17 protein-coding genes and 1 pseudogene are annotated in these 22,497 nt (G+C 45.5%); 10 read left to right on the top strand and 8 right to left on the bottom strand.

What is annotated here, in order from left to right; genetic code table 11:
• The first annotated feature begins 218 nt into the window (after window positions 1–218).
• The gene (locus ACFOGI_RS06845) at window positions 219–2,714 is read left to right on the top strand and encodes a peptidoglycan-binding protein (protein WP_390270450.1); all 2,496 of its coding nucleotides are present in this window, start codon (window positions 219–221) and stop codon (window positions 2,712–2,714) included.
• Between the two features lie 78 nt (window positions 2,715–2,792).
• On the opposite strand, the gene ACFOGI_RS06850 is transcribed toward ACFOGI_RS06845, so the two are convergent.
• Window positions 2,793–3,806, bottom strand: coding sequence for a YheC/YheD family protein (locus ACFOGI_RS06850; RefSeq protein ID WP_390270453.1), 1,014 nt, complete (start codon window positions 3,804–3,806; stop codon window positions 2,793–2,795).
• Window positions 3,807–4,030: 224 nt separating this feature from the next.
• Between ACFOGI_RS06850 and ACFOGI_RS06855 the strand changes: the two genes are divergently transcribed.
• Both ACFOGI_RS06855 and ACFOGI_RS06860 read left to right on the top strand, forming a co-directional pair.
• Complete coding sequence (locus ACFOGI_RS06855; protein WP_390270456.1) at window positions 4,031–7,204, top strand: peptidoglycan-binding protein; 3,174 nt, start codon at window positions 4,031–4,033, stop codon at window positions 7,202–7,204.
• Between the two features lie 150 nt (window positions 7,205–7,354).
• Window positions 7,355–8,425, top strand: coding sequence for an MraY family glycosyltransferase (locus ACFOGI_RS06860; protein ID WP_390270459.1), 1,071 nt, complete (start codon window positions 7,355–7,357; stop codon window positions 8,423–8,425).
• 125 nt (window positions 8,426–8,550) lie between these two features.
• On the opposite strand, the gene ACFOGI_RS06865 is transcribed toward ACFOGI_RS06860, so the two are convergent.
• From ACFOGI_RS06865 to ACFOGI_RS06880, 4 genes are all read right to left on the bottom strand, one after another.
• Entirely contained in the window at window positions 8,551–10,203 is a 1,653-nt protein-coding gene (locus ACFOGI_RS06865) for an amidohydrolase (protein WP_390270462.1), read from the bottom strand.
• A gap of 24 nt (window positions 10,204–10,227) precedes the next feature.
• Window positions 10,228–11,661 carry a sodium:solute symporter family protein gene (locus tag ACFOGI_RS06870; RefSeq protein ID WP_390270465.1) on the bottom strand — a complete coding sequence of 478 codons (1,434 nt, stop codon included), beginning with the start codon at window positions 11,659–11,661 and terminating at the stop codon, window positions 10,228–10,230.
• A 362-nt stretch (window positions 11,662–12,023) separates the two neighbouring features.
• A complete protein-coding gene (locus ACFOGI_RS06875) occupies window positions 12,024–13,085 on the bottom strand; it encodes an LCP family protein (protein WP_390270467.1) in 1,062 nt (353 codons plus the stop codon).
• A gap of 289 nt (window positions 13,086–13,374) precedes the next feature.
• Entirely contained in the window at window positions 13,375–14,400 is a 1,026-nt protein-coding gene (locus tag ACFOGI_RS06880) for an LCP family protein (protein WP_390270470.1), read from the bottom strand.
• 153 nt (window positions 14,401–14,553) lie between these two features.
• On the opposite strand from ACFOGI_RS06880, the gene ACFOGI_RS06885 reads away from it, so the two are divergent.
• From ACFOGI_RS06885 to ACFOGI_RS06895, 3 genes and pseudogenes are all read left to right on the top strand, one after another.
• The gene (locus ACFOGI_RS06885) at window positions 14,554–14,775 is read left to right on the top strand and encodes a DUF1659 domain-containing protein (RefSeq protein WP_390270472.1); all 222 of its coding nucleotides are present in this window, start codon (window positions 14,554–14,556) and stop codon (window positions 14,773–14,775) included.
• 37 nt (window positions 14,776–14,812) lie between these two features.
• Window positions 14,813–15,034 carry a DUF2922 domain-containing protein gene (locus ACFOGI_RS06890; RefSeq protein ID WP_390270475.1) on the top strand — a complete coding sequence of 74 codons (222 nt, stop codon included), beginning with the start codon at window positions 14,813–14,815 and terminating at the stop codon, window positions 15,032–15,034.
• Between the two features lie 206 nt (window positions 15,035–15,240).
• Window positions 15,241–15,372 (top strand): annotated as a pseudogene (locus ACFOGI_RS06895) (YvrJ family protein); the annotation flags it as partial.
• Window positions 15,373–15,540: 168 nt separating this feature from the next.
• On the opposite strand, the gene ACFOGI_RS06900 reads toward ACFOGI_RS06895, so the two are convergent.
• Window positions 15,541–16,206 (bottom strand): hypothetical protein, encoded by a 666-nt coding sequence (locus ACFOGI_RS06900; RefSeq protein WP_390270478.1) that lies wholly within the window; start codon window positions 16,204–16,206, stop codon window positions 15,541–15,543.
• 1,691 nt (window positions 16,207–17,897) lie between these two features.
• On the opposite strand from ACFOGI_RS06900, the gene ACFOGI_RS06905 reads away from it, so the two are divergent.
• The 3 genes from ACFOGI_RS06905 (at window position 17,898) to ACFOGI_RS06915 (ending at window position 20,129) form a co-directional block, all read left to right on the top strand.
• Entirely contained in the window at window positions 17,898–18,023 is a 126-nt protein-coding gene (locus tag ACFOGI_RS06905; protein ID WP_390270482.1) for a hypothetical protein, read from the top strand.
• Between the two features lie 344 nt (window positions 18,024–18,367).
• Complete coding sequence (locus ACFOGI_RS06910; RefSeq protein WP_390270485.1) at window positions 18,368–18,778, top strand: MerR family transcriptional regulator; 411 nt, start codon at window positions 18,368–18,370, stop codon at window positions 18,776–18,778.
• A gap of 40 nt (window positions 18,779–18,818) precedes the next feature.
• Window positions 18,819–20,129, top strand: coding sequence for a hemolysin family protein (locus tag ACFOGI_RS06915; protein WP_390270488.1), 1,311 nt, complete (start codon window positions 18,819–18,821; stop codon window positions 20,127–20,129).
• Window positions 20,130–20,262: 133 nt separating this feature from the next.
• Here the strand turns inward: ACFOGI_RS06915 and ACFOGI_RS06920 are convergent, their stop codons facing one another.
• On the bottom strand, window positions 20,263–21,474 hold the full coding sequence (locus ACFOGI_RS06920) for an NAD-dependent epimerase/dehydratase family protein (protein ID WP_390270491.1): 1,212 nt from the start codon (window positions 21,472–21,474) through the stop codon (window positions 20,263–20,265).
• Between the two features lie 410 nt (window positions 21,475–21,884).
• Between ACFOGI_RS06920 and ACFOGI_RS06925 the strand changes: the two genes are divergently transcribed.
• Window positions 21,885–22,058 carry a YjzC family protein gene (locus ACFOGI_RS06925; RefSeq protein WP_390270494.1) on the top strand — a complete coding sequence of 58 codons (174 nt, stop codon included), beginning with the start codon at window positions 21,885–21,887 and terminating at the stop codon, window positions 22,056–22,058.
• A 67-nt stretch (window positions 22,059–22,125) separates the two neighbouring features.
• Here the strand turns inward: ACFOGI_RS06925 and ACFOGI_RS06930 are convergent, their stop codons facing one another.
• A complete protein-coding gene (locus ACFOGI_RS06930) occupies window positions 22,126–22,410 on the bottom strand; it encodes a YrhK family protein (RefSeq protein ID WP_390270497.1) in 285 nt (94 codons plus the stop codon).
• Window positions 22,411–22,497: the final 87 nt, after the last annotated feature.

The raw sequence follows: 22,497 nt of genomic DNA on the forward strand, positions 1-22,497 counted from the left end.
AATGGTCTGTGCTCCTGGAGGCAAGAAAAAAAGCTTGTAGAAAAACACAGGGTTTCTCTACAAGCTGGGAAGCATGTTGGATGCTTCCTTTTTTTATTCAAGGAATGACGAAATTCATAAAGATTTGACAAAACCTGACAAATTAACTATTGAATTCTAGTATGTTTTATCCGATACTATAAGAGTATAAATTTGGATAACAAGGAGGTGAAGCTAAAGTGAAGAAAAGAAATTCTATGATTCTAACCATTATGTTACTAGCATTTTCTCTATTTTACTTTAGTCCACAAATTACAGAAGCAAACACAGAAGACCTAGAGGCAGAGCTGCAGGAAGAGGAACAGAGTACTAGTGTTGATAATTCGGATCGTGAAGTTTCCAGTGAAATAGAGAACGATGAAGCAACGGAAAATTCCTCTTTCGATCATCCCTCAGATACTAATGAAACCACAGAAGTAGACGAAGAACATATCAATGAAGATTCCAATGCACAAGAGAATGAAACTGCTATAGAGGATTCAGAAGAGGAGAATTCCGAAGCAGGGGATACAAGGACAGAAAGTCAGCAAGCAGATTCTGATATAGCTGTAGAAACTAACGAGGATTCTGAAGCAGAACCTAAGTCCCGAATAATGATGCAGACACTCTCTGAGCCTAGTTACAGTGACGGAGACAGCGGCAATCATATTGTGGAACTCAAAGAGGACTTGGTTCGCCTGGGTTTTGCCAGCTGGTCAGACCCTAGTCCATACTACGGTAGTGTTACAGCCGGAGTAGTGAAGGATTTCCAGGATTATTATGATCTCCCAGTAACTGGAGTTGCTGACAGTGCCACCAGAAATAAAATGAAACGGGTTCTGAATCCGCCATATATGTATGGAGACCGTGGTGAGCCGGTAGTAAGCTTGAAGGAAGATCTGGTTGAGTTAGGCTATGCCAACTGGTCAAATCCAAGCATTTATTATGGCAGTGTCACAGCTGGAGTGGTAGAGGACTTCCAGAAAGAACATAAGCTTGCCGTTGACGGGATTGCTGGAGCGAAAACGCTGGCTGCATTAGAAGATGCCCTCCAAAATGATAATAATACTAGCGTTGCAAGTGTTTCTCAAACATCCCGATACAGTGATGGAGACAGTGGCGATCATATTGTCAAACTGAAAGAGGACCTGGTGCGCTTGGGTTTTGCCAGTTGGTCGGATCCGAGTCCGTACTATGGCAATATTACAGGTGGAGTGGTTGAGGAATTTCAAGATTATTACGATCTCCCAGTAACAGGTGTTGCAGACAGTACTACCAGGAATAAGATGAGCCAAGTTCTGAACCCTCCCTATATGGATGGAGACCGAGGCGAACCGGTAGTGAGCTTGAAGGAAGATCTGGTTGAGTTAGGCTATGCGAACTGGTCAAATCCAAGCATTTATTATGGCAGTGTCACAGCTGGAGTGGTAGAGGACTTCCAACGAAGCTATGGACTTGCGGTAGATGGCATTGCAGGTAGCAACACGCTCACAAAAATAGAAGAAGTACTGGAGCAAGATCCTCTCTATCAAAATGGAGACAGTGGCGATCATATCGTAGAATTGAAAGAGGACCTGGTACAACTGGGCTTTGCCAATTGGTCAAATCCAAGTCCATACTACGGTAGTATCACAGCCGGTGTGGTGGAAGATTTCCAATCTTACTATGACCTGCCTATAACAGGGATTGCAGATGTCGCTACAAGAAATAAAATTTCCGAGGTGCTAAACCCGCCATACAGGGACGGAGATCGTGGTGAGCCGGTAGTTGAGCTTAAGGAAGATTTAGTGGAACTTGGATACGCAAACTGGAGCAGTCCAAGCCAATACTATGGCAATGTAACTGCAAGTGTCGTAGAAGATTTTCAGAGCGACTATGACCTTACTGTTGACGGTATTGCCGGAAGTGCTACGTTGTCAAACATAGAAGAGGCTTTGGATAATCTCTACTCTATAGGAGATAGTGGGGAACATATTGTAGAACTGAAGAAGGATCTCACAACCTTAGGGTTTGCGAACTGGAGTGATCCAACTCCATACTATGGAAATATCACCGCCAGTGTGGTCAAAGACTTCCAAAGAGCATATGGGCTGACCATTACAGGAACAGCTGATGATATCACACTGCAGACCATCGAAGATAATATAGTGAAAGTATTTTTGGATCCTGGTCACGGAGGGACTGATCCAGGTGCTCAGGCTTATGGATTAGACGAGAAAGATATCGTACTTGATATTGCTCTCGAAGCTGGCCAAATACTTAGAGATGAGTACACTGGAGCAGAAATACATTTTTCCCGTACCGACGATGTTTTTGTGGAGCTGGAAGAACGCGCCCGAATGGCCAACAATTGGGATGCTGATTACTTTGTAAGTTTCCATGTTAACGCTTGGATGGGGCTTGGCAGTGGATTTGAATCCTATATCTATGATGGCGGAGCATCCAATGAAACAACCAACAGACAGAATGATATTCATGAATATATAGTCGACAGAATTCCGGTTGGTGACAGAGGGAAAAAGCAGGCCAATTTCAGTGTATTAAGAAATACAGACATGCCGGCTATCCTTCTGGAGTACATGTTTATAGATAACACATTCGAGAATGATTATCTAAGCAAGTCCTACAACCGGACAAACCTTGCCCAAATCACCGCTGATGCTATAGCGCAAAGCTATGGTTTATCGAGAAGATAAGATTGCTTATAAAAAGAGATGAGAGGCTGCACTCTCATCTCTTTTTATATAATGCATCTATGCATATGCATAGATGCATTATTCTTTATTGGAGTTTATCTTTTGGAGAATATAGTTATAATAATCCGGTTTAATTAAAGCAATTTCCCCGGTGCCGAATTCCGTCCCCGGACCGGTTTCCACTTCGAATAAGTAGAGTTTTCCATCCGTATCAATTCCTATGTCTAACCCCAACGCTCCAAAATCCTGGTTGTATATCTCTTCCAACTTATAAGGCAGTTTGGCGGCAACCTCCTTTATAGAGGCTTCAATATTGTCCTTGTTCTCAGGGAAATTTGCTTCTAGAAAAGGAATTAGTTTACTGACACTTCCACCTTGTGAAGTATTGGAAATAACCTTTTGATTGGTTCCTACTCTAATCAAGTATACTACCGTTTTCCACTTTCCTTGTTCACCCTTCTCTAGCCGGATACGACAGTCAAATGGATCTCCCGTGATTGTTCTGGAATGAATGTACTTTTGCAACAGGTAGTCGTTATCTTGTATTTCTTTTGTAAAGAAATGGTGCAATTCTTCTTTGGTTATATGATCCTCGGTCTGCTGGCGGCTCAAGGTGTATACTTTACCGGAACCAGATAACATAAAGACATTTTTCCCTTTTACTCCCTTGGCAGGCTTAATGACGATAGTACCGTTCCGGAGGAGGAAATTATAGAATTTATCAAAATCGGAACCCCTCTCCGTAGGGATGATAAGATCTGCAAAAGCCCCATCCTTATTTATTTCATTATAGACTTGTTCTTTTGAACCGATATTTTCGGTAATTGATAACAGACTGTTCTTTTTCAAGAATTGAAATTCCTCTTCATACTTAAAACAATAAGGAGAGATATCAACAAAAGGAGGGGGCGAAATTTCTTTCGTGATCCATTTATTGTTGATCAGCATCTTCCCATGGATGATCTCTTTCTCTAGATCTATATCTTTTGCATGGAAATAGACAAGGTCAATATCATAGTAAGCACAAGCCTTAGCTAATAGTCTGACCATTTTAAATGGTTTACGATTATTTCTCATGAAACCGACTATCATTCATTATCTCTCCTTTGTATGAATCGCTATATAGTATTACCTCGATTCATTCTTTTATAAACTGCATATCACATCTATTCGTCTTCAATAGGTGAAATAACGGGGACAAAGTAGTATTTTGTCAAATTTATGTAAATATTGCCGGTGGATATATTGCATTTTCACCTGTACCTCTTATACTATAAGTCTGTGGTAAATTTTACATTTAAGGAGGTGTACTTAAAGTGAAGTATAAGGAATCTACTAATCTTGTACTTATACTACTATTATCAATCTTTTCCCTTTCCTTCCTTCCGTTTGCAGCTCAAGCTGAGGAACAGAAGCCGGGAACAGAGATTGAAGAGCAGACAAGTTCACAAGTACAGTCGAATGAGGAAGCCGATACTAAGGCGGAAAAAGAAAATGTGACAGAAACAGACGAAGAAACAACTACAACGGAGACAGAGGAAGAAACTGTAACCGAAACAAATGAAGCAACTACGACGGAAACAGATGAAGTACCTGTAAAGGAAGAAGACGAAGCTAATACAATTGAAACAGATGAAGAACAAATTAAGAAGTCAGTTTCAGAGGAAGAAGTACAAAAACAAGGAAGTGACTCTACTTCTGATGAAACAGAAGAGATTGACTCTGATCAACAACGGAATCAATCTACAACAGAAGAGGATTCAAAAGGAGACAGCGTCACAGAAACTCAGGTTGAAGGCTCCCAGAGTATGGAAGAAGAATCTTCACAGTCTATGATGAGGTCTATGGCAGTTCAGCGCTACACGATTGGAGATAGTGGTGAACACATAGTCGAAATGAAGGAAGACCTGGTTCGTCTAGGTTTCGCCTCCTGGAATGATCCAAGTCCTTATTATGGACCCATTACAGCTGGAGTGGTAGAGGATTTTCAGGATTATTATGAACTGCCTGTAACAGGGACAGCAGATGAAACTGCCAGAAATAAGATGCAACAAGTTCTTAACCCTCCCTATCAAAATGGGGATAGGGGCGAACCAGTAGTCGAATTGAAAGAAGATCTGGTTGAGCTTGGTTTTGCCAGCTGGTCCAACCCTAGTATCTATTATGGGAGTGTAACATCCGGGGTAGTAGAAGATTTCCAGCGGCATTATGGCTTGACTGCGGACGGAATAGCAGGCGTGGCAACTTTGACCAAGATAGAAGAAGCTCTAACACAAGGTCCGCTCTATCAGGTAGGAGATAGCGGCGATCATGTAGTAGAACTAAAAGAAGATTTGGTAGAGTTAGGTTTCGCCGCTTGGTCTGACCCAAGCCCGGTATATGGAAGTATTACGGCTGGAGTAGTAGAGGATTTCCAGGATTATTACGGATTGCCTGCAACTGGTATGGCAGATCAAGCCACACGGAACAAAATCTCCCAAGTGCTTAATCCTCCTTATCAAAATGGCGACAGAGGAGAAGCGATAGTTCAATTGAAAGCGAATTTGGTAGAGCTAGGCTTTGCCAACTGGTCTTATCCAAGTATCTATTATGGGAGTGTAACAGCTGGAGTAGTAGAGGATTTCCAGCAGCATTATAATCTCACAGTAGATGGAATTGCCGGAGAATCCACTCTGACTAAGATGGAAGAAGCATTAGTTGAAGCACAACGGTATAGGCAGGGTGACAGTGGTGAACATATAGTGGAACTGAAAGAAGATTTGGTCCGCTTAGGTTTTGCCAGCTGGTCGAGTCCCAGCCCGGTATATGGCAGCATTACCGCAGGAGTAGTGGAGGATTTCCAGGATTATTATGATTTGCCTGTAACAGGTATAGCAGACGAACCTACCCGTGAGAAAATTACGGAAGTATTGAATCCTCCGTACCAAAATGGGGACCGAGGGGAGCCGATAGTGGAACTGAAAGAAGATCTGGTCCGCTTAGGTTTTGCCAACTGGTCTAGTCCAAGTATCTATTATGGAAATGTAACTGCCAGTGTCGTTGAAGAGTTTCAAGCTTATTATGGATTACGAGAAAGTGGGATTGCAGATGATGTAACACTATCCAAAATAAATGCAGTCTTTGATGAAGCATACCAGGATGGAGATAGCGGAAGTCATATTGTGGAACTAAAGGAAAACTTGACAATTCTTGGCTTTGCCAACTGGTCCGATCCGACACCGTACTACGGCAATATTACAGCTGGTGTTGTAGAAGATTTTCAGGAAGCTTATGGTCTCAAAGTAAGCGGAATGGCAGACGAAGTGACGCTCGCTAAATTGTCAGAAGAAGTGGAGAAGGAAAAGGCCAGGAGTGAGGTGACCTATACCCAATATGACGTCACTATGGAAGAAGCATTGAATGTGCAGCTGAATCAGCTCCAACAGACAGACGCATATAGGAATGCACCTGCCTATGTCCATAGTGATTACGTAGATGTAACGGAATTCGATGCTATTTCTGGTATTAGGGTGAATGTTCGTACATCACCAAGACTGGAAACTGGGAACATAGCCTATACACTTTCTCAAGGAACAATTGTGGATGTTGCCAGGGAAGTTAATGGGGATCCTGTTTCCGGGGATACAAGCTGGTATGAGCTTACTTATAAGGGAGAGACTCTATACGCCCATACGTCTCTGGTTGACAGAGGTCTGCAATTAGCAAAAACATCAGATGAATTGAATGTCAGAGCACAACCAAGCTCCAGCAGCCATATCTACGGGGTTCTTGATGAAGGAGAGACCCTCAATATTCTGAGCGAGAATGGTTCCTGGTATGAGATTGCTTATAACGCGTGGAGAAACCCTACTCGCAGCGAGGTGGAGTATTATCTGAACCCTGATAACAATGATATTTTTCAACATCTGGAATTATCATCCAGTGCAGGTGTTTCTGCCAGCTCTTTGAACAACATTTTATCAGGCAAGGGCATCTTAGATGAGACAGGACAAGCATTCATTGAAGGCGGTAGAGAGCATTCCGTTAACGAAATATACCTCATTTCTCATGCTTTGCATGAAACAGGCAATGGCACCTCTACATTAGCCAACGGAATAGAAGTCGGTTTAAACAGCATAGAAGAGCCTGTTCTTGTAACAGCAGAGAACCGTAACAGGTTGACCGACATAGAATCGACTTATAATATGTTTGGTATCGGAGCAGCCGACAGTGATCCAGTAAGATTAGGAGCAATACGTGCTTATGAAGAAGAGTGGTTTACTCCAGAGGATGCTATTATTGGCGGTGCTGAGTTCATTGGTGGAAGATATATCCATAATGATTACAATCAGGATACCCTCTATAAAATGCGCTGGAATCCAGCCAATCCAGGTTACCCGCAATATGCAACTGATATAGCCTGGGCAACAAAGCAGGTAGAAGATATCAAGGGTATGTATGGTCTATTGGATAATCCACTGTTCAAATTTAATATTGCACAATATCGATAATTATCTAACCAGCACTTCTTCAGAAGTGCTGGTTTTTTTGGGGTTTATGATTACTTATATTAGTCTATTTATAAATAGATACCTATACAACAGCATAAATTATGATAGAATGAACGATGATAATAATGAAAAAATAAAGCAGGTGGGCCTATGTGGAATACAACGGAATTGTTCATAGCATTTTTGATTTCATGCGGTACTGCATTTGTGGGTACACCGCTTATTATAAAATTAGCTGTATTGCTGAAGGTGATCGATCAGCCGAATGGGTGCAGAAAACAGCATGATGGGGCAAAGCCGAGTATGGGCGGACTGGCCATCTTTGCTGGTGTGGCGGCTGGCTTTATCTATCTGCAGCCAGTTTCCCCGGAAATGAACGCGGTTATTATCGGGGCGGTCATCATGCTATTGACGGGCATGCTCGATGATATGTTCGAACTGCGGGCCATTTATAAACTGTTTGGGCAGATTGCCGCAGCTTCTGTGGTGGTCTCTTCTGGATTGATCATTGAAAAGCTGACGATACCATTTATGGGCACGGTCTATTTCAGTGATTTCTTTGGAATCTTCTTGACGGTTTTTTGGATTTTGGCCGCTTCCAATGCAATCAATCTGATCGATGGATTGGACGGATTGGCAGCAGGCATTTCAGCCATTGGGTTTGCCAGTATTCTAATGATGGCTGTGATGGATGCTAGATTGATAGTTGTGGGCCTGAGCATCATCCTGATAGGAAGCTCGCTCGGGTTCTTGTATCATAATTTCCATCCCTCTAAAATCTTCATGGGGGACACGGGGGCATTGTTTCTTGGGTATTCCATTTCCGTAGTAGCAATGCTCGGTCTCTTTAAAAATGTTGCGTTCTTCAGCTTTCTTGTACCATTGATTGTGATTGCTGTTCCGGTCATGGACACGGTTCTTGCAATCATCAGGAGGGCGATGAATAATCAGGGGATTGCTACAGCAGATCGCAAGCATATTCATTACCGACTGATGGATATGGGGTATTCCCACCGGCAATCCGTTTTGATTCTATATGGCTTCAGCACCTTCTTCGGTATCATGGCCATCATCTTCAACAGTGCGACCTTGCTGTCATCTTTGATGATATTTGCCGCCATAATACTGGGGATTCAGCTGATTGCGGAACTGGCTGGCGTGACTTACCTCAACAGGCAGCCGATTCTTTCCGGCCTGCGGAGGTTGCGTGGAAGATATTGATTTAGCATGTTTTGAAGGTGCCAAGGAAGTTCCGATTTCAGAGAAGCTCTGTCAGGAGCCGGTCCCTATATAAGCTCTATATCAACAAAGCAGCCGATCCTTTAGATAGGATCGGCTGCTTTGTTTTACATTTCTTTCTCATAAACCTTTTTGCCGCTGATATAAGTGGCAAGGACATTGATATCTTTGATCTTCAAAGGATCTATTTGGGTTGGATCGGCGTCGAGAACGGCGAAATCAGCAAGTTTGCCGACTTCGATGCTTCCGAGTTCGTCTTCTTCAAAGTTCAATTTGGCGCCGTCAATGGTCATGGTTTTCAGTGCTTTCAACGGACTGATGCGTTGGTCTTCCCCCATGATTTCACCTTCCATGGATTGGCGGTTGACGGCAATCCATATGGAAAAGAGCGGAGAGATCGGCGTGATCGGGCAGTCGGAGTGCAGGGTATAGAGCAAACCTTTTTCCTCGGCATCTGCCAATGGGTTCATCTGCTTGGTCCGCTCCGGCCCCAAGAAGTAGCGCTTATGGCGATCCGCCCAATAATAAATATGATTGATAAAGAATGATGCCTTTATATCCAGGTCGATCATCCTATTAAAATCCACATCATTTGCTGTCTGGAGATGTTCGATCCGGTGCTGATGATATTCCCGGGGCTCCTGTTTCAGCGCATATTCATAAGCATCGATAATCGACTCGATTGCCCGGTCGCCATTTCCATGGGTGGCGATCCGGAACCCGCGTTTATGCAGATCCAGCACTTCTTCATTGAATTCGTTTTGCTTATGCAGCAAATCTCCCATGATATCAGGCTCGGTATGATATGGTTCGCGAAGTGCGGCAGTCAGTCCCTGAATGGAGCCGTCTTGGAAGAGCTTGGCACTATCCAGCTTGGCGCGGTCATTCGAGCGCTTACGGATCAGTTCATCCAGATCTTTCGCTGTGTAATCGCTGAATTTTCCATCATTGCCCAACAGGTGATGAAGGACCATGAACCGCATACGGAGCGGATTTTTTCCCTCTTTCAATGATTCCAGATGGGCCTCAAACTCAGACAGTCCCATATCTAGGCCTACACCTGCGTCCGAGCTGGTGGTAATCCCTTCCGCCAGATAATCTTCTGTGGCCTCACCAATATAGTCAGCCAACTGCTCCATGGACGGGGAAGGGAGGGCGGACTGGACAAGTCCTAGTGCAGGTAGCTCATATAATACGCCATTGAGCCTGCCGTCCTCATCCCTACCGAGGCGCCCGCCGAATGGGTCTGCTGTCGACTCGTCCACCCCGGCAATTTCGAGTGCCTTCGAGTTGGCTACACCGAAATGGACGGAGGTATGCCTGATCAGGATCGGCACCTCGGATGATACGGTGTCGAGCTCCTGACGAGTGGGATGCCTATTTTCTTCGAGCAATGTATTATCATATCCCCAGCCAAGCACCCATTCACCATCCGGGGTTTTGTTCTTCTGGTCTTCCAGCTTTTGGAGAATTTCCGCGATATTTTTGTTCAGTGGAGAACTGCAATTGGCCTGTTTGCGGAATTGGGCATACATCAGCAAATGGTTATGTGTGTCGATGAATCCCGGGATAAGCGTTGCGCCATCCAAATCTACCACTTGTGCATCTGTTGCGATTTCTTCGTCCTTCAAAGAAGGGTACTTTTCCGGCCAGATGTGGACAATTTTGCCATCCCCTACGGCAACTGATCCAGCATATGTGTTCCGTTCATCCAAGGTCAATATGGAAGCATTTTTAATGATTAAATCAATCTTGTTCAATTTCTCTCTCTCCTTGCCTGGTTTTTATTCTATTTTTCCATTGCCTGCAGAGTTCAGATCCTCCCAATAAACCGCACGGACCTGTTCAGATTCATCATGCTGTGTCAGAAGACTGATGATGATCAGGCTGAGCAGTGATACCGAAAAGCCGAAAACCGTATGGTCCATCGGGATATTCAAGAATGGCCAGCTGAGCGTTGCAATAAGCGCCAGAATCATGCTCCAAATCATCCCTTTTTTGGTTGCTTTGCTCCAGAACATGACTGCCAGGAACGGGAAGAGCATGACGGTTGCGGTCAGCCGGAGTGCCCATTGGTAGGCAGTCTCGATATCGGTGACGAAAAAGGCAACAATCAGTCCGAGTACAGAGATGATGACGACGGTCACTCGAGCGACCAGCAGCATTTGCCTGTTATCGGCTTCCGGCTTCATCAGCCGCTGGTATAGGTCCCTTGTCAGGTTCGAGCTCCCCTGCAGGATAAAAGAAGTCGCACCGGTCATGAGGGCAGCCATCAAGCCGAGAAAGACAATCCCCCCAACCGCAGGCGGCAGCAGGTCGGCCGTCACATAGGAAAAAATCAGGTCTGGGTCCATGTCGGTAGGTACATACTGCCGGGCGATGACGCCAATGGAAAAGGGCAGGAAGGAAATGGCACCCGCAATGACAAAGCCGGTGACACCAGCCTTCTTGGCCACTGCTTCGCTTTTGGAGGCGAAAATTCGCTGCCAGGTAGACTGCCATACCACATAGAATGGACCGACAGATAAAGCATACAGCAAAATTTCCGACAGGCCGTCCGGGCCGAGCGGGCTGATGTACTCAGGTGGCGTGTTGGCCAGAATATTCTCCAATCCTCCGGCATAATTGAGGCTGGCAATTGCCAGCACGATGATCCCTATAATCACAATGATGGACTGGAGGGCATCCGTGATGATCGTTGCCGGCAAACCGCCCAGAATGGTAAAGCCAAGCATAAGGACAAAGGAAAGGGTGATGGCTATATTAGTTTCCAACCCCAATGTGATAGTGAAAATAGAAGCCAGACCTACCATCTGCAGGGCTAATGTTGGTACGGAATAAATAATCGCTGAAAGCAGTGATGGAATGATTCCCGATCTGCCTCCAAAACGCTCTCCGAACAAGTCGGCGATCGTATAGAGCTTCTGCCTTCTCAGCGGCGCAGCAAAAACAACGATCAGCAGCAGACTGAACAAGATGCCGGGAAGGGCGAATTTGAAGAAGCCGGAAAGCCCGACCGTGAAACCCATGCCCATCCATCCGATGAACACAGCTGCACCGCACCATGTGCTGATGATGGTTCCCACAATCGGCCAAAAGCCGGTATTCCAGCTCCCGATCAAGTAATCCTCATACGTCCGGATTTTAAAGAAATAATAAAATCCCATTGCAAACATCAAAATAAAATAAATGACGGTGTACGATACATACCAGGTCATAAAAAAATTCCTTTTCTCTTATGTATTATTTACATGTTATTTACCAATAACATTCCCATAAACATATAGTCTCACGCATTGAATATGATGACGTATTTCGACAGAATAATTGGTATAGTAGCTATTTAACCAAACAAAGGGATATTATGCAAACAGCTTGTAGGAGGGAACAGGTTCGAGAAAGGGGGAGCGCACAGTAGCGGGTGTAAGGTTGAAACTGGATAAGAAACATCAGAAAAACATCCTCTTTCACTTCATGAACAACAGCTCTACCCAGATCACTTGAAAGCCGTAGCACGAACAGGATGCTTCTTTTACACAAAAAAGCTGCCAATCATTTGAAAGATTGGCAGCTTGCTATTTTAATAGCCTTGGGCTTCTTCTGTTGCTGGTTCAGCATGCTCATTGGCACTTGAATCGTTTTCTACCATTGGATTGCTGATTTCCAAATGGTCCTGCAGCAATGTTTTGGTTTCTTGAAGAGATGTCTGATCCAATGCATAGTAATAAGTCCCTGCTGGCTGGTAATCATACCCTTTCAAGGTTATGGTGTTGATGTCCACCCCTTTACCGTTGGTCCCATAGGAGATGAACGTCTTCATGTCGCTGAAGGTCATGTCGGTGCTCATGTTATCACCGACAGCCTCCAGTACTTCATCATAATTGAGCACAGAGTTGACATTGGTTGCTTTCTTCATAGCGGCTTTCAGAATTTGCTGCTGTCGTTTGCCTCGTTCAATGTCACTGTCCAATTTTCTAGTACGGGCAAGTGCCAGTGCTTCTTCCCCATCGACCTTTTGCTCTCCCGGCATCAGGTGGATGGAACCCTTTTTATCCATGGAGTTGGATTCGGTGAACTCATATGGAACATCTACAGTAATTCCTCCAAGGGCGTCCACTACATCGACAAAGGCATGGAAGTTGACCTTGACATAGTAATCGACCGGGATATCCAGCAGGTTTTCTACCGATTCAATGGTTGCTTCTGGTCCGCCAAATGCATGGGCATGGGTGATTTTGTCTTCATACCCTACTTCTGGGATATAGACCAGGGAATCTCGTGGGATGCTCAATAGATTGACGCTTTTCTCTTCTTTATTGAAGGTGGCGAGCATCAGAGCATCTGTCCTTGCGCTTTCTGCATTGTCACGATGCTTATTGGAATCGACTCCCATGATCAGAACGGAGACATTATCGATGCTTGGGTCGACTTCCGCGTCTCGAAGCGGGGATTTTTCCCGTTCCGGCTCGACATAGGAATCGGATAATACGGTGTCTGCTTTTATATAAAGGTATCCGGCATAGCCGGCCACTGCTATCATTGCGATAAGCGGAATGAATATGAAATAAGCCCGCTTCCGGAGCTTTCTTTTTCTTTTTTTATGTCGTACTGCCCGCGTTTGAGGCTCATTCTTTTTAGACATATGAATAAACTCCTTTAATGAAATCAGCCGTACTATATTCATAGACGGCTTTGTTGGATTGCAAATCACTATCTATTCTACTATGATTCGACAGATTAGTAAATTGCCTTTTGCTGCTAATTGTGATTTGTATTATATAGATGGCAATGGCCAGGAGCGTCTGATTTGGCACATAGGAAGACTGATGCCCTCATTCTCTTTATACGTATACCAGTCCTGCTTCTTTTATTCTTATAAGTCTTCCATTGTCACCCACAGAAAAACGCTCCAACCATAAGTGGCTGAAGCGTTAGTAGACGTTGTTATCATTTTGATCATCTTCGGCAAGATTGTTGCTCTGACTTTCTGATTGGAGCTCCAGATGCTCCTGGAGGGTCTCTTGTATTTTCAGCTTATTTTCCTCGTTGACATAGTAATACCAAGCACCGTTGTTACCGAATCCGCCAGAACCGTCGAGCTGCATGGTATCAATCTCCACGTTCTCATCTAGCCCATAGGATAGGAAGCCCCTCATTTCCGGAAATGTCAGGTTTGTCTCCATATGGTTTCCTACTGCTTCTACCAGTTCGTCTATTTTGAAAACAGACGAAGAAGAAGTCGCCTTATCGACAATAGCCTTCAGAATCTCCTGTTGACGCTGACCGCGGGCGAGGTCGCTGTCATGCTTCCGGGTCCTTGCCATAGCAAGAGCCTCCTCACCGTTCAGCCGCTGGACTCCCGGATACAGGTGGATGGCCTTTTTGTCATCGTCAGAGTCGGATTCTTTAAATTCATATGGTACGTCATAGGTGATTCCGCCGATAGCGTTGACGACATCGACAAAGGCATCGAAGTTCATCTGTACATAGTAGTCGACAGGCACCTTCATAAATTGCTCGACCGTTTCGATCGTGGCCTCTGCCCCCCCGAATGCATGGGCATGATTGATTTTGGTGCTATAGCCGACTTCAGGAATATAAGTGTAGGAGTCCCGCGGAATGCTCAGCAGCTTGACCGAGTTTTCATCTTTGTTGAAGGTGGCCAGCAGCAAGGCATCTGACCGGCTCTGCGACTGGTCGCGGTGTTCACTGTTATCAACACCGATAAATAAGACCGAAACATTATCCTCCACCGGGTCGACCGGTTGATCGCGAAGATCGGAGGTTTCATTTTCACGCCCGCTCGTCTGATGGGATTCCTCCACCATCTCGGAGGTGGATTGATAGAGACTAAGCGCGTACCCGGCTCCCGTACCGATAATCAGGAGCAGTAAAAGGGCACATGCTGCCAGTATTTTTTTGATGGAAAATAGAGATTTTGGGCGTTTTCGGGCCATAGGTCGTTCTCCTTACGACTAATTTAGTGTCCATTTTACGTGATTTGCTTATAAAAAGCATTGGCTAAACCTTTATATTTTAAAACTTCTTTATAACCATACCCCTTTTTGGCCATGTTCACTCGATTATAGAGGTGAAAGGGGGGATACAACATGGCACAAGCAATCAAAGTCGATTCCACGCTCCGCCTCATCCTGAGGGAAGGGTCGGATCTGGAAACAGGAAAAGACATCTACCGCACAAAGAGCTTTACCAATGTCAAAATCGGTACCACTCCAGAGCAGCTTTACCCGATCGCTAACGCATTGGTCGGCCTGCAGCAGCTGCCGCTCTATCTGATGGAGATCCGCGACACCTCATTGTTGTCGGAATAACATCGATTAATGGATAATATAGAAAGGAGGAACTTTAATGAAAAAACTGGAATTGAAATTTAAAAATGCGATGGGAAAAATCGTCACCTATTCCCTGGACACCCCGGTGGAACCCGCCGACCCCGCAGCCATCAACGCAGCCATGGATGAAATCATCACCCAAAATGCCTTCATCTCCTCCGGCGGCGACCTCGTCGAAAAGCATAGCGCCCGCATCGTCGAGCGCAACACCTCCGACATTGACCTCGGCTTAGAATAACGAATTGATCCAGCGGACCGTGCTCAGGGCACCGTCCGCTGGCTTGCTTTAGGGGGGCGAGCGTGGGAGGCGGTCACTCGGGCCGGGGAGCGGTGCACTTGGGCGGCGGCATGCTCTACTCGGGCGCCAGCTATACCCACTCAGTCCTCACCAGCCCTCAGTCAGGCGCCGACATCACTCCATCTCAACGAAAGGAGGCACTTATCATGGAAACCTTCATTCCATTCGTCGCAGAAGTGGGCTTTCCGATAGCGGTGACGTTCTATCTGTTGCATCGTATTGAAGGGAAGCTCAATTTGCTGGTCGAATCGATCCATGCACTGCCGGACAGGATGAAATCAGCTCCTGGCAGTCAGGGAGATTTTCCTGAAGAGAGATTGAATAAAGTGCATAATGGATAGGGAAGGGAGCAGCGTAAAAGAGTGCTGCTCTAAATGAGCGTCACTTTAATCTCCATCATATAATTTAAAAACCTCACAAAGCTTAGAGCGATGTGAGGTTTTTATTTATTCTACTGGGATTAACTTTACAGGAGCAGCAGTTTCAATGGTTTCTCCATCTTCACCGAAAAAGGTGTAATCACCATACCAATCATCACCCAGAATAGTATTCACCGATGAATAACCACTGGCATCTCGTACAAAGAAGTTGCTGCCTTCTCCTATATTGGTGGCAGTATAGCGTCCGGCTGGAATGTCCGCCCCAATGATGTATTCACCGGCACCTAGTTCAATCGGCTCCCCGGATTTATTCAAGATGCCTTCTTCTAGGGCTGCCAGTTCCTCTTCTTTAGCAGAAATGTCTCCATCCAGAGATTCGATTGTACCTTCCTTTTCTTCTACCGTTCCTTGCAAGGTTTCCTTTTCTTCCTTCAGCTCATCGATCGTCCCGATGAGTTTATTAGCTTCATCTACTTCTTTCTGCTTTGATTCCAGCAATCCCTCTTGATCCTGTATCTCCTGTTCAAGGGCTGACAGCTCTTCTTCTTTTTCGGATAATGTGTTTTCTGTTGCGGTTATGTGCTCCTCGACTTCTGTGTACTTCACTTTTTCTTCACCAAGCAAAACTTGCGCACTGCTCTGTCCAGCAACAAATGCAAGCACCAACACAACAACACCTGATACACTGTACCAAAGCTTTTTGGATTTTAACTTGGATTTTAATTTATCCATCCCGTACGATCCCCTTCTCTATACAAAATGTACCACTCAACCCTACTAACGCTCCAAGGGTGCCCAAACAGTTTTGCCATAATTGAAATACCACTTGCAATCGGAGAATCTGATTACCCACCTATAGAAGAACGTGTATGTTAAAGTTAACAGGTTTAATTAAAAAAAGAAGGCAGCCTGTTATACTGCCTTCTAATACATATTTCCTACAATGTCATTTTATTCTTTTTATTATAAAAGTCTGAGCAAGACCTTTTTATGAGTTGTCGCTGGCATTCTTGTGGTTCGGGATGCAAAAGAAAGATAAAAAGGATAAGATGAAAAATCCGATATAGATATTAATGGAGACAGGATACTCCCAGATCATTTTCCCGAGAACTGCATACAAGAAAAGAAATATTGCGAGAGCAGCGATCAACGTTCTTGCTAATTTCATATGTACTAATTCACCTCAGATGAAAGATTGTGCCGTATTCCCCTTGGTATATTTATCTCTATGAGTTTATCTTATTGTAACGAATCCCCTGCGGCACTTCAACTCTTACCCTATAAATATTGGAAGAAAAATGGATTGGTCCATCTATTATTATACTATAAATTGATTGCCGTGGCATGGGTGAGGGCTGATGGGGGTTGAGGGGGGGTGCAGTGGCCCGAGTGAGCAGTGTCGTAGCCTGAGTGGAGGGAGCTGCGGCCCGAGTGGGAGGTCAGTGGCCCGAGTGAGCGGTGCAGTGGCCTGAGTGGCAGTAGCTGTCGCCCAAGTGGGCATCCACTCGGCCCGAGCGCCTGCACCACCAATTACTTTTTGAACATTTTTAGACAATCGTCTAATCGGGGGAGTGAGCAGCAGGAAATGCGGGTAATACCCAGTTAGAAAATACAATAGAAGGAAGTAGACTACCTATGTTTGTACTGATGAGAAAAAGAGATAATGAAATGGAAATACTGACGAAGCCGCAGAGTCAGATGCCGAGGCTGTTTCCGTGCCCCGATACGGCATCCCAGTGTGCACAGAATCTGAATACCGATGTTCCTTTCGAGCGGCAGTGGACGGTGACACAGGCACCTTCCAGGGGGAGTGATATGGTCAGGAAGGAGATATCGCGGAGAAACTTGTGTTCATCACGCTAGTGCCTTTATGGGGAGGGAGATGCTGTTCGAAACGGACAGTAAAAAGTGTTGCTAATTAGACGGGCTCCCAATTTTAAGGTTGCCAGGACAGCCACCTCCGTCGACCTTAAGAGGGGAGTTCTTTGTCCGTCGATTCCTAATGAGCTGGTTTTTCCTGACCCACGGCATAGAAGGCTGTTGCTCTATCCTACAGAGCTATTGGCACATACCAGCCAAACAACTTGCATATCAAGGGATCCACACAGATTTATTCCCACAGTAAAATCTATAACACCTACTAGCACCATTTCCCGCCCTCCCTCATACGTTGAAGTTATAGGGAGGCAGACCATCCTGAGCCAGGGCACGTCCTGATCAAGAATTCTTTCCCAATCCAACTACATATTGCACTTATTTCTCCCTTTCAGTCCAGGTGCAACAGACAATGACGCACCATGCCACATTCCCCCACCAATTGAACACATATATTTCCACACCCGAATACTTATAATCCCTCATTGGGGTTATATCAGCGGTAGGCGCGGGATATCGCCAGGATAGAGAAGATATCCGCAGCAGGTGTGGGGTATCAGCCGGAGAGAAGAGATATCCGCGGCAGGCGCGGGATATCGCTAGGTGAGAGGAGATATCGGCGTGAGGTGCGGGATATCGCCAGGATAGAGAAGATATCGGCAGCAGGTGCGTGATATCGCTAGGTGAGAGGAGATATCGGCGTGAGGTGCGGAATATCAGCCGGAGAGAGAAGATATCGGCAGCAGGTGCGTGATATCGCTAGGAGAGAGGAGATATCCGCGTGAGGTGCGTGATATCGCCAGGAGATAGAAGATATCCGCGGTAGGCACGTGATATCAGCCGCAGAGAGGAGGTATCCGCGTGAAGTGCGTAATATCAGCCGGAGGGAGAAGATATCCGCGGTAGGCGCTGGATATCGCCACCCACTCATATACTTTTTCTGCCAAGCATAACGTAGAACTGTACAGTATGGTGGAAAAGGATTATAATAAGGCATAGAGGTGATTTCATTGGGAAGTTGTTGAAAATTGGAGAGCTGGCTGCATTAAGCAATGTATCCAGACGTACGATTGATTACTATACGAAAATAGGCCTTCTGGAATGTGAGCGGTCGGAATCGAATTACCGTTTTTATCCGGAAGATGCGATGGAAGACATAAAATTCATTGAGCAATGCAAACAGACACAGATGACGTTAGAGCAGATAAAGCAGCGAATAGATCTGATGAAAGCGGACCAGGTGGATGAACAGATGATCCAAAGCAGGGCTGAATGGGTTGCACATAGAATGGAAGATCTGCAAGCTGAACTGGAGGAAATCCATGCTTCTGTAGAGAAATTGGAACAAGAAGAACAAGCAAAAATTTTGAAGACCCTCAAACCACGGACATCTACGTTGATACAATCCTTATCCGTATTTTCGAGTTGATGGCGGTTTGAGTTAAAACCACGCAGGAGAGTGATACTTTTTGGACGACGTACCGCTGAGTTTGATCATTTTATTGGTTTCTTTGATCCTATTGTCCGCCTTTTTTTCATCAGCTGAAACTGCTTTTTCACGTGTGAACACCATCAGATTGAAGAGCTTTGCAGGGGAAAGCCGCAAGGGAAGCAAACGGGCGCTTTACATCGCAGAGAACTTTGATAAGGCACTGACGACTATTTTGATCGGGAATAATATCGTCAACATAGCTGCTGCGAGTATATCTGCCACACTGGCCGCGGTGATTTTCGGCGGGAGTACGGGGCTGATCGCCAGCATGGTTGTGATGACGATTGTGATCCTGATTTTTGGCGAGGTGCTGCCTCGATCCCTGGCGAAGGAGCATGCAGAGAGTTATACGCTGGCTATTTCACCTGTCCTGTATTTTCTGATGAACGTATTGACGCCGGTGAACTACTTTTTCACTAAATTGAAAGGCATCGTAGGGACCTATTTCGCCAAGAAGATTCCGATGCCGTCGATTACGGAGGAAGAAATCAAGCACCTGCTGGATATCAGTGAAGAAGAGGGTGTCATTGATAAAGAGGAAAGGGAATTGATCTACCGCTCGATGGAATTCGATGATACATTGGCTGAAGAAGTGTTGACACCAAGGATTGATGTAGCGGCGGTGGAAATCAACCAGCCTATTGAAGAAATCAAGCAGGTATTCTTCGAAGAGCGCTACTCAAGGATTCCTGTATATGAGGAAACGATTGACAACATTGTCGGTGTTTTATCGGAAAGGGAATTTTTGACGCATTTGGTGAGGTATGGACAAGTGGATATCAAAGAATTATTGATGGAGCCATACTTTGTGGTGAAATCCAGGAAGATCTCCTCCTTGTTGCCGCAATTGCAGCAGGAGAAAGTCCATATGGCGATTGTGCTGGATGAATTCGGAGGCACGGAAGGGATTCTGACGCTGGAAGATGTGCTGGAGGAAATTGTCGGCGAGATCTGGGATGAACAGGATGACAAGACGAACGCCGTCTCGAAAATAAATGAGCATGAATATGCGATGGATGCCCGCTGCGAGCTGGATGAATTCGCAGATGCCATGCATGTTCCACACCCGGAAAGCTCCTCCCATACGCTCGGAGGATGGGTCATTGAAAACCTGAAGAGGACCCCTTCCCACGGGGACTCATTCACCTATGAGAACTTGAAACTTGTCGTCGACGAGGTGACTGACCACCGGATTAAAAAGGTGAAAGTGGAAATCAGCGAACAGAAGGAAGAGCAAGTACAGACGAACGTGGTATATTCCCATCGTATTTTGGGAGAAATCTCCTGATGATTATGATAGAAAAAAACGAAGGCATTCCGACTAAGTGGAATGCCTTCGTTTTTAATTTGGAAAAGGAAATGGAAACCTCCCGTTCAACCGATCGGTAGGGGGGAAGGTTCCAATCCTTCGTTTGTTATTTTTATTTTACTGTATCTCCAGGTACGCCTGGTTTTTGTTCCTTTGTCCATGTGCTGGTTGCCGGGATCTTGGAATGGTCAGCACGATGGGCGTACTTCTCGGCGATATTGGTCACTTCCCGCAGGAGGCCTTCTTCCAATGTCGTCGGGTTCAGTCCTTTGGATAGGAAGAGGTCGTTTTTGACATGCAGTTCGTTTTCTGCCGCTTCCTTCCTTGGGTTGGATACATAAGCAATTTCGGCATCGGCCATTTTGCTGACAAGCTCTGCCAGGTCGCGGACACGGTGGGTTTCGGTCATCTGGTTGAAAATCATCACCCGGTCTTCAGGGGCTGGAGGATTATCGATGGCTAGTTCGATGCACCGGACAGAGTCCTGGATATGGATGAATGCACGGGTTTGTCCGCCGGTTCCGTGGACGGTGATCGGGTATCCGACCGCAGCTTGCATCAAGAAACGGTTCAACACCGTACCATAGTCGCCATCATAGTCGAAACGGTTGATCAACCTGTCGTCCAGCTTGGTCTCTTTGGTATTCGTTCCCCAGACAATTCCCTGGTGGAGATCAGTGATCCTCACCTGGTCGTTCTTATTATAGTATTGGAACAGCAGCTGGTCCTGTGACTTGGTCATATGGTAGATGGAGCCAGGATTGGTCGGATAAAGGATCTGCTGGTTCACTCGCTCGCCTTCATCAGTCTGCACTTCAATGTCCAGGTATCCTTCCGGGATTTTCATCCCGGCGGTGCCATAGCCATATACGCCCATGGTTCCGAGGTGGACCAGGTGGATATCCAGGCCGGAATCCACGATGGCACAAAGGGTATTATGTGTGGCATTGACATTATTGTTGACAGTATACCGCTTATGTCTCGGAGATTTCATGGAATAGGGAGCGGCCCGTTGTTCGGCATAATGGACAATGACATCCGGCTTCTCTTCCATAATGACGGAGAACAGCTTCTCATAATCCTCGGCAATATCCACGTTGTGGAAGCCGATCTTCTTTCCGGACACTTCTTCCCATGCTTTTATGCGGGTCTCTATAGGCTGGATCGGGGTCAGCGATTCAGCTTCGAGTTCTTCATCGATTTTCCGTCGGGATAAGTTATCGAGGATCACTACGTCATGGCCTGCGTTGGACAGGTGCAGACTTGCCGGCCAACCGCAGAATCCATCCCCGCCAAAGACTAGAATCTTCTTCTTATTCTTCATGTTTACCATCCTTTGCTTTAGAGCTAAGAGCCTTTTATGATAATAATTCCAAGCTTTTCCATTCATGATCATGAATATCCCCGTCCAGCCCACATACCGAGCGGACGCCGCTGCCTGGGCGCCCTTCCCTATGCATTGTCGACTTTATGTAAGTTGGACTGGAATCTGGATATTCGTCTGTATCTATTATTGCAAATGGAGAGAGAAAGGTAAACGATTTGCTAAGGAAAAGGTGATTTTTATGCCTGAGAGGGTGTGGGTGAGGTGGTGGTGCGGCGGCCTGGGTGAGGCGTGGCGTGACCCGGGTATGGTTTTTCTGTCATGCAGCGAGGGTTTAGGAAATAGAAGTCGGGGTAATGGGTGTAGGAGGGATACAAATTTTCCCTACAACCCAATGGGAGGTGTTTTATATGGCTGAACAATACAAGACAGGACAAGAAGCACCGGAAAATGGCACATACAAAGTTGTCGGATTAGTGAATGAGAACAAGGGAAATGATGATACGGAAATCAAATTGGAAAAAGGTGAGAACTTCCCGCCGTCCCCTTCGACTAGAGAAGCGGCGTACTGGAAGAAAAAATAGAATCACGATAAATTTGCCCCATATCTGCTTGGATATGGGGCTTCTTTATTATATATGAATATTTGTTTTATTCTTGGTGTTCCTGATTTCTATAGGTTTCTCTTCGCACAAAGAAGGCATGGATCAACTTCAAGATCGGACGCCCTAATAGTTGGGCACTACCGATGATGAAAAGGATGGTTCCTATCATTTTTGTGGAATGGAACAAAAACAGGATACTGCCGATGAGAAACCATAAACCCAAGGTTATGTCATTTGTCAGGGAAAGGAATTTGTATTTTTTCTTGAAGAACACCTCGAATTTTCCCATTTGCAGGTCAAAATAGTTCTTTTCGTTTTTTATCTCCGGCATCCCTTATAACCTCCTTGTGCTTCCAGCCACTCTCGTGGAACGATCCCTGTTGCATCTGCATCCTTTTTCCCTGATGGGGACTCTCCA

Source organism: Virgibacillus xinjiangensis (genome assembly GCF_042643145.1).
In the GTDB taxonomy this organism is placed as follows: domain Bacteria; phylum Bacillota; class Bacilli; order Bacillales; family Amphibacillaceae; genus Virgibacillus_O; species Virgibacillus_O xinjiangensis.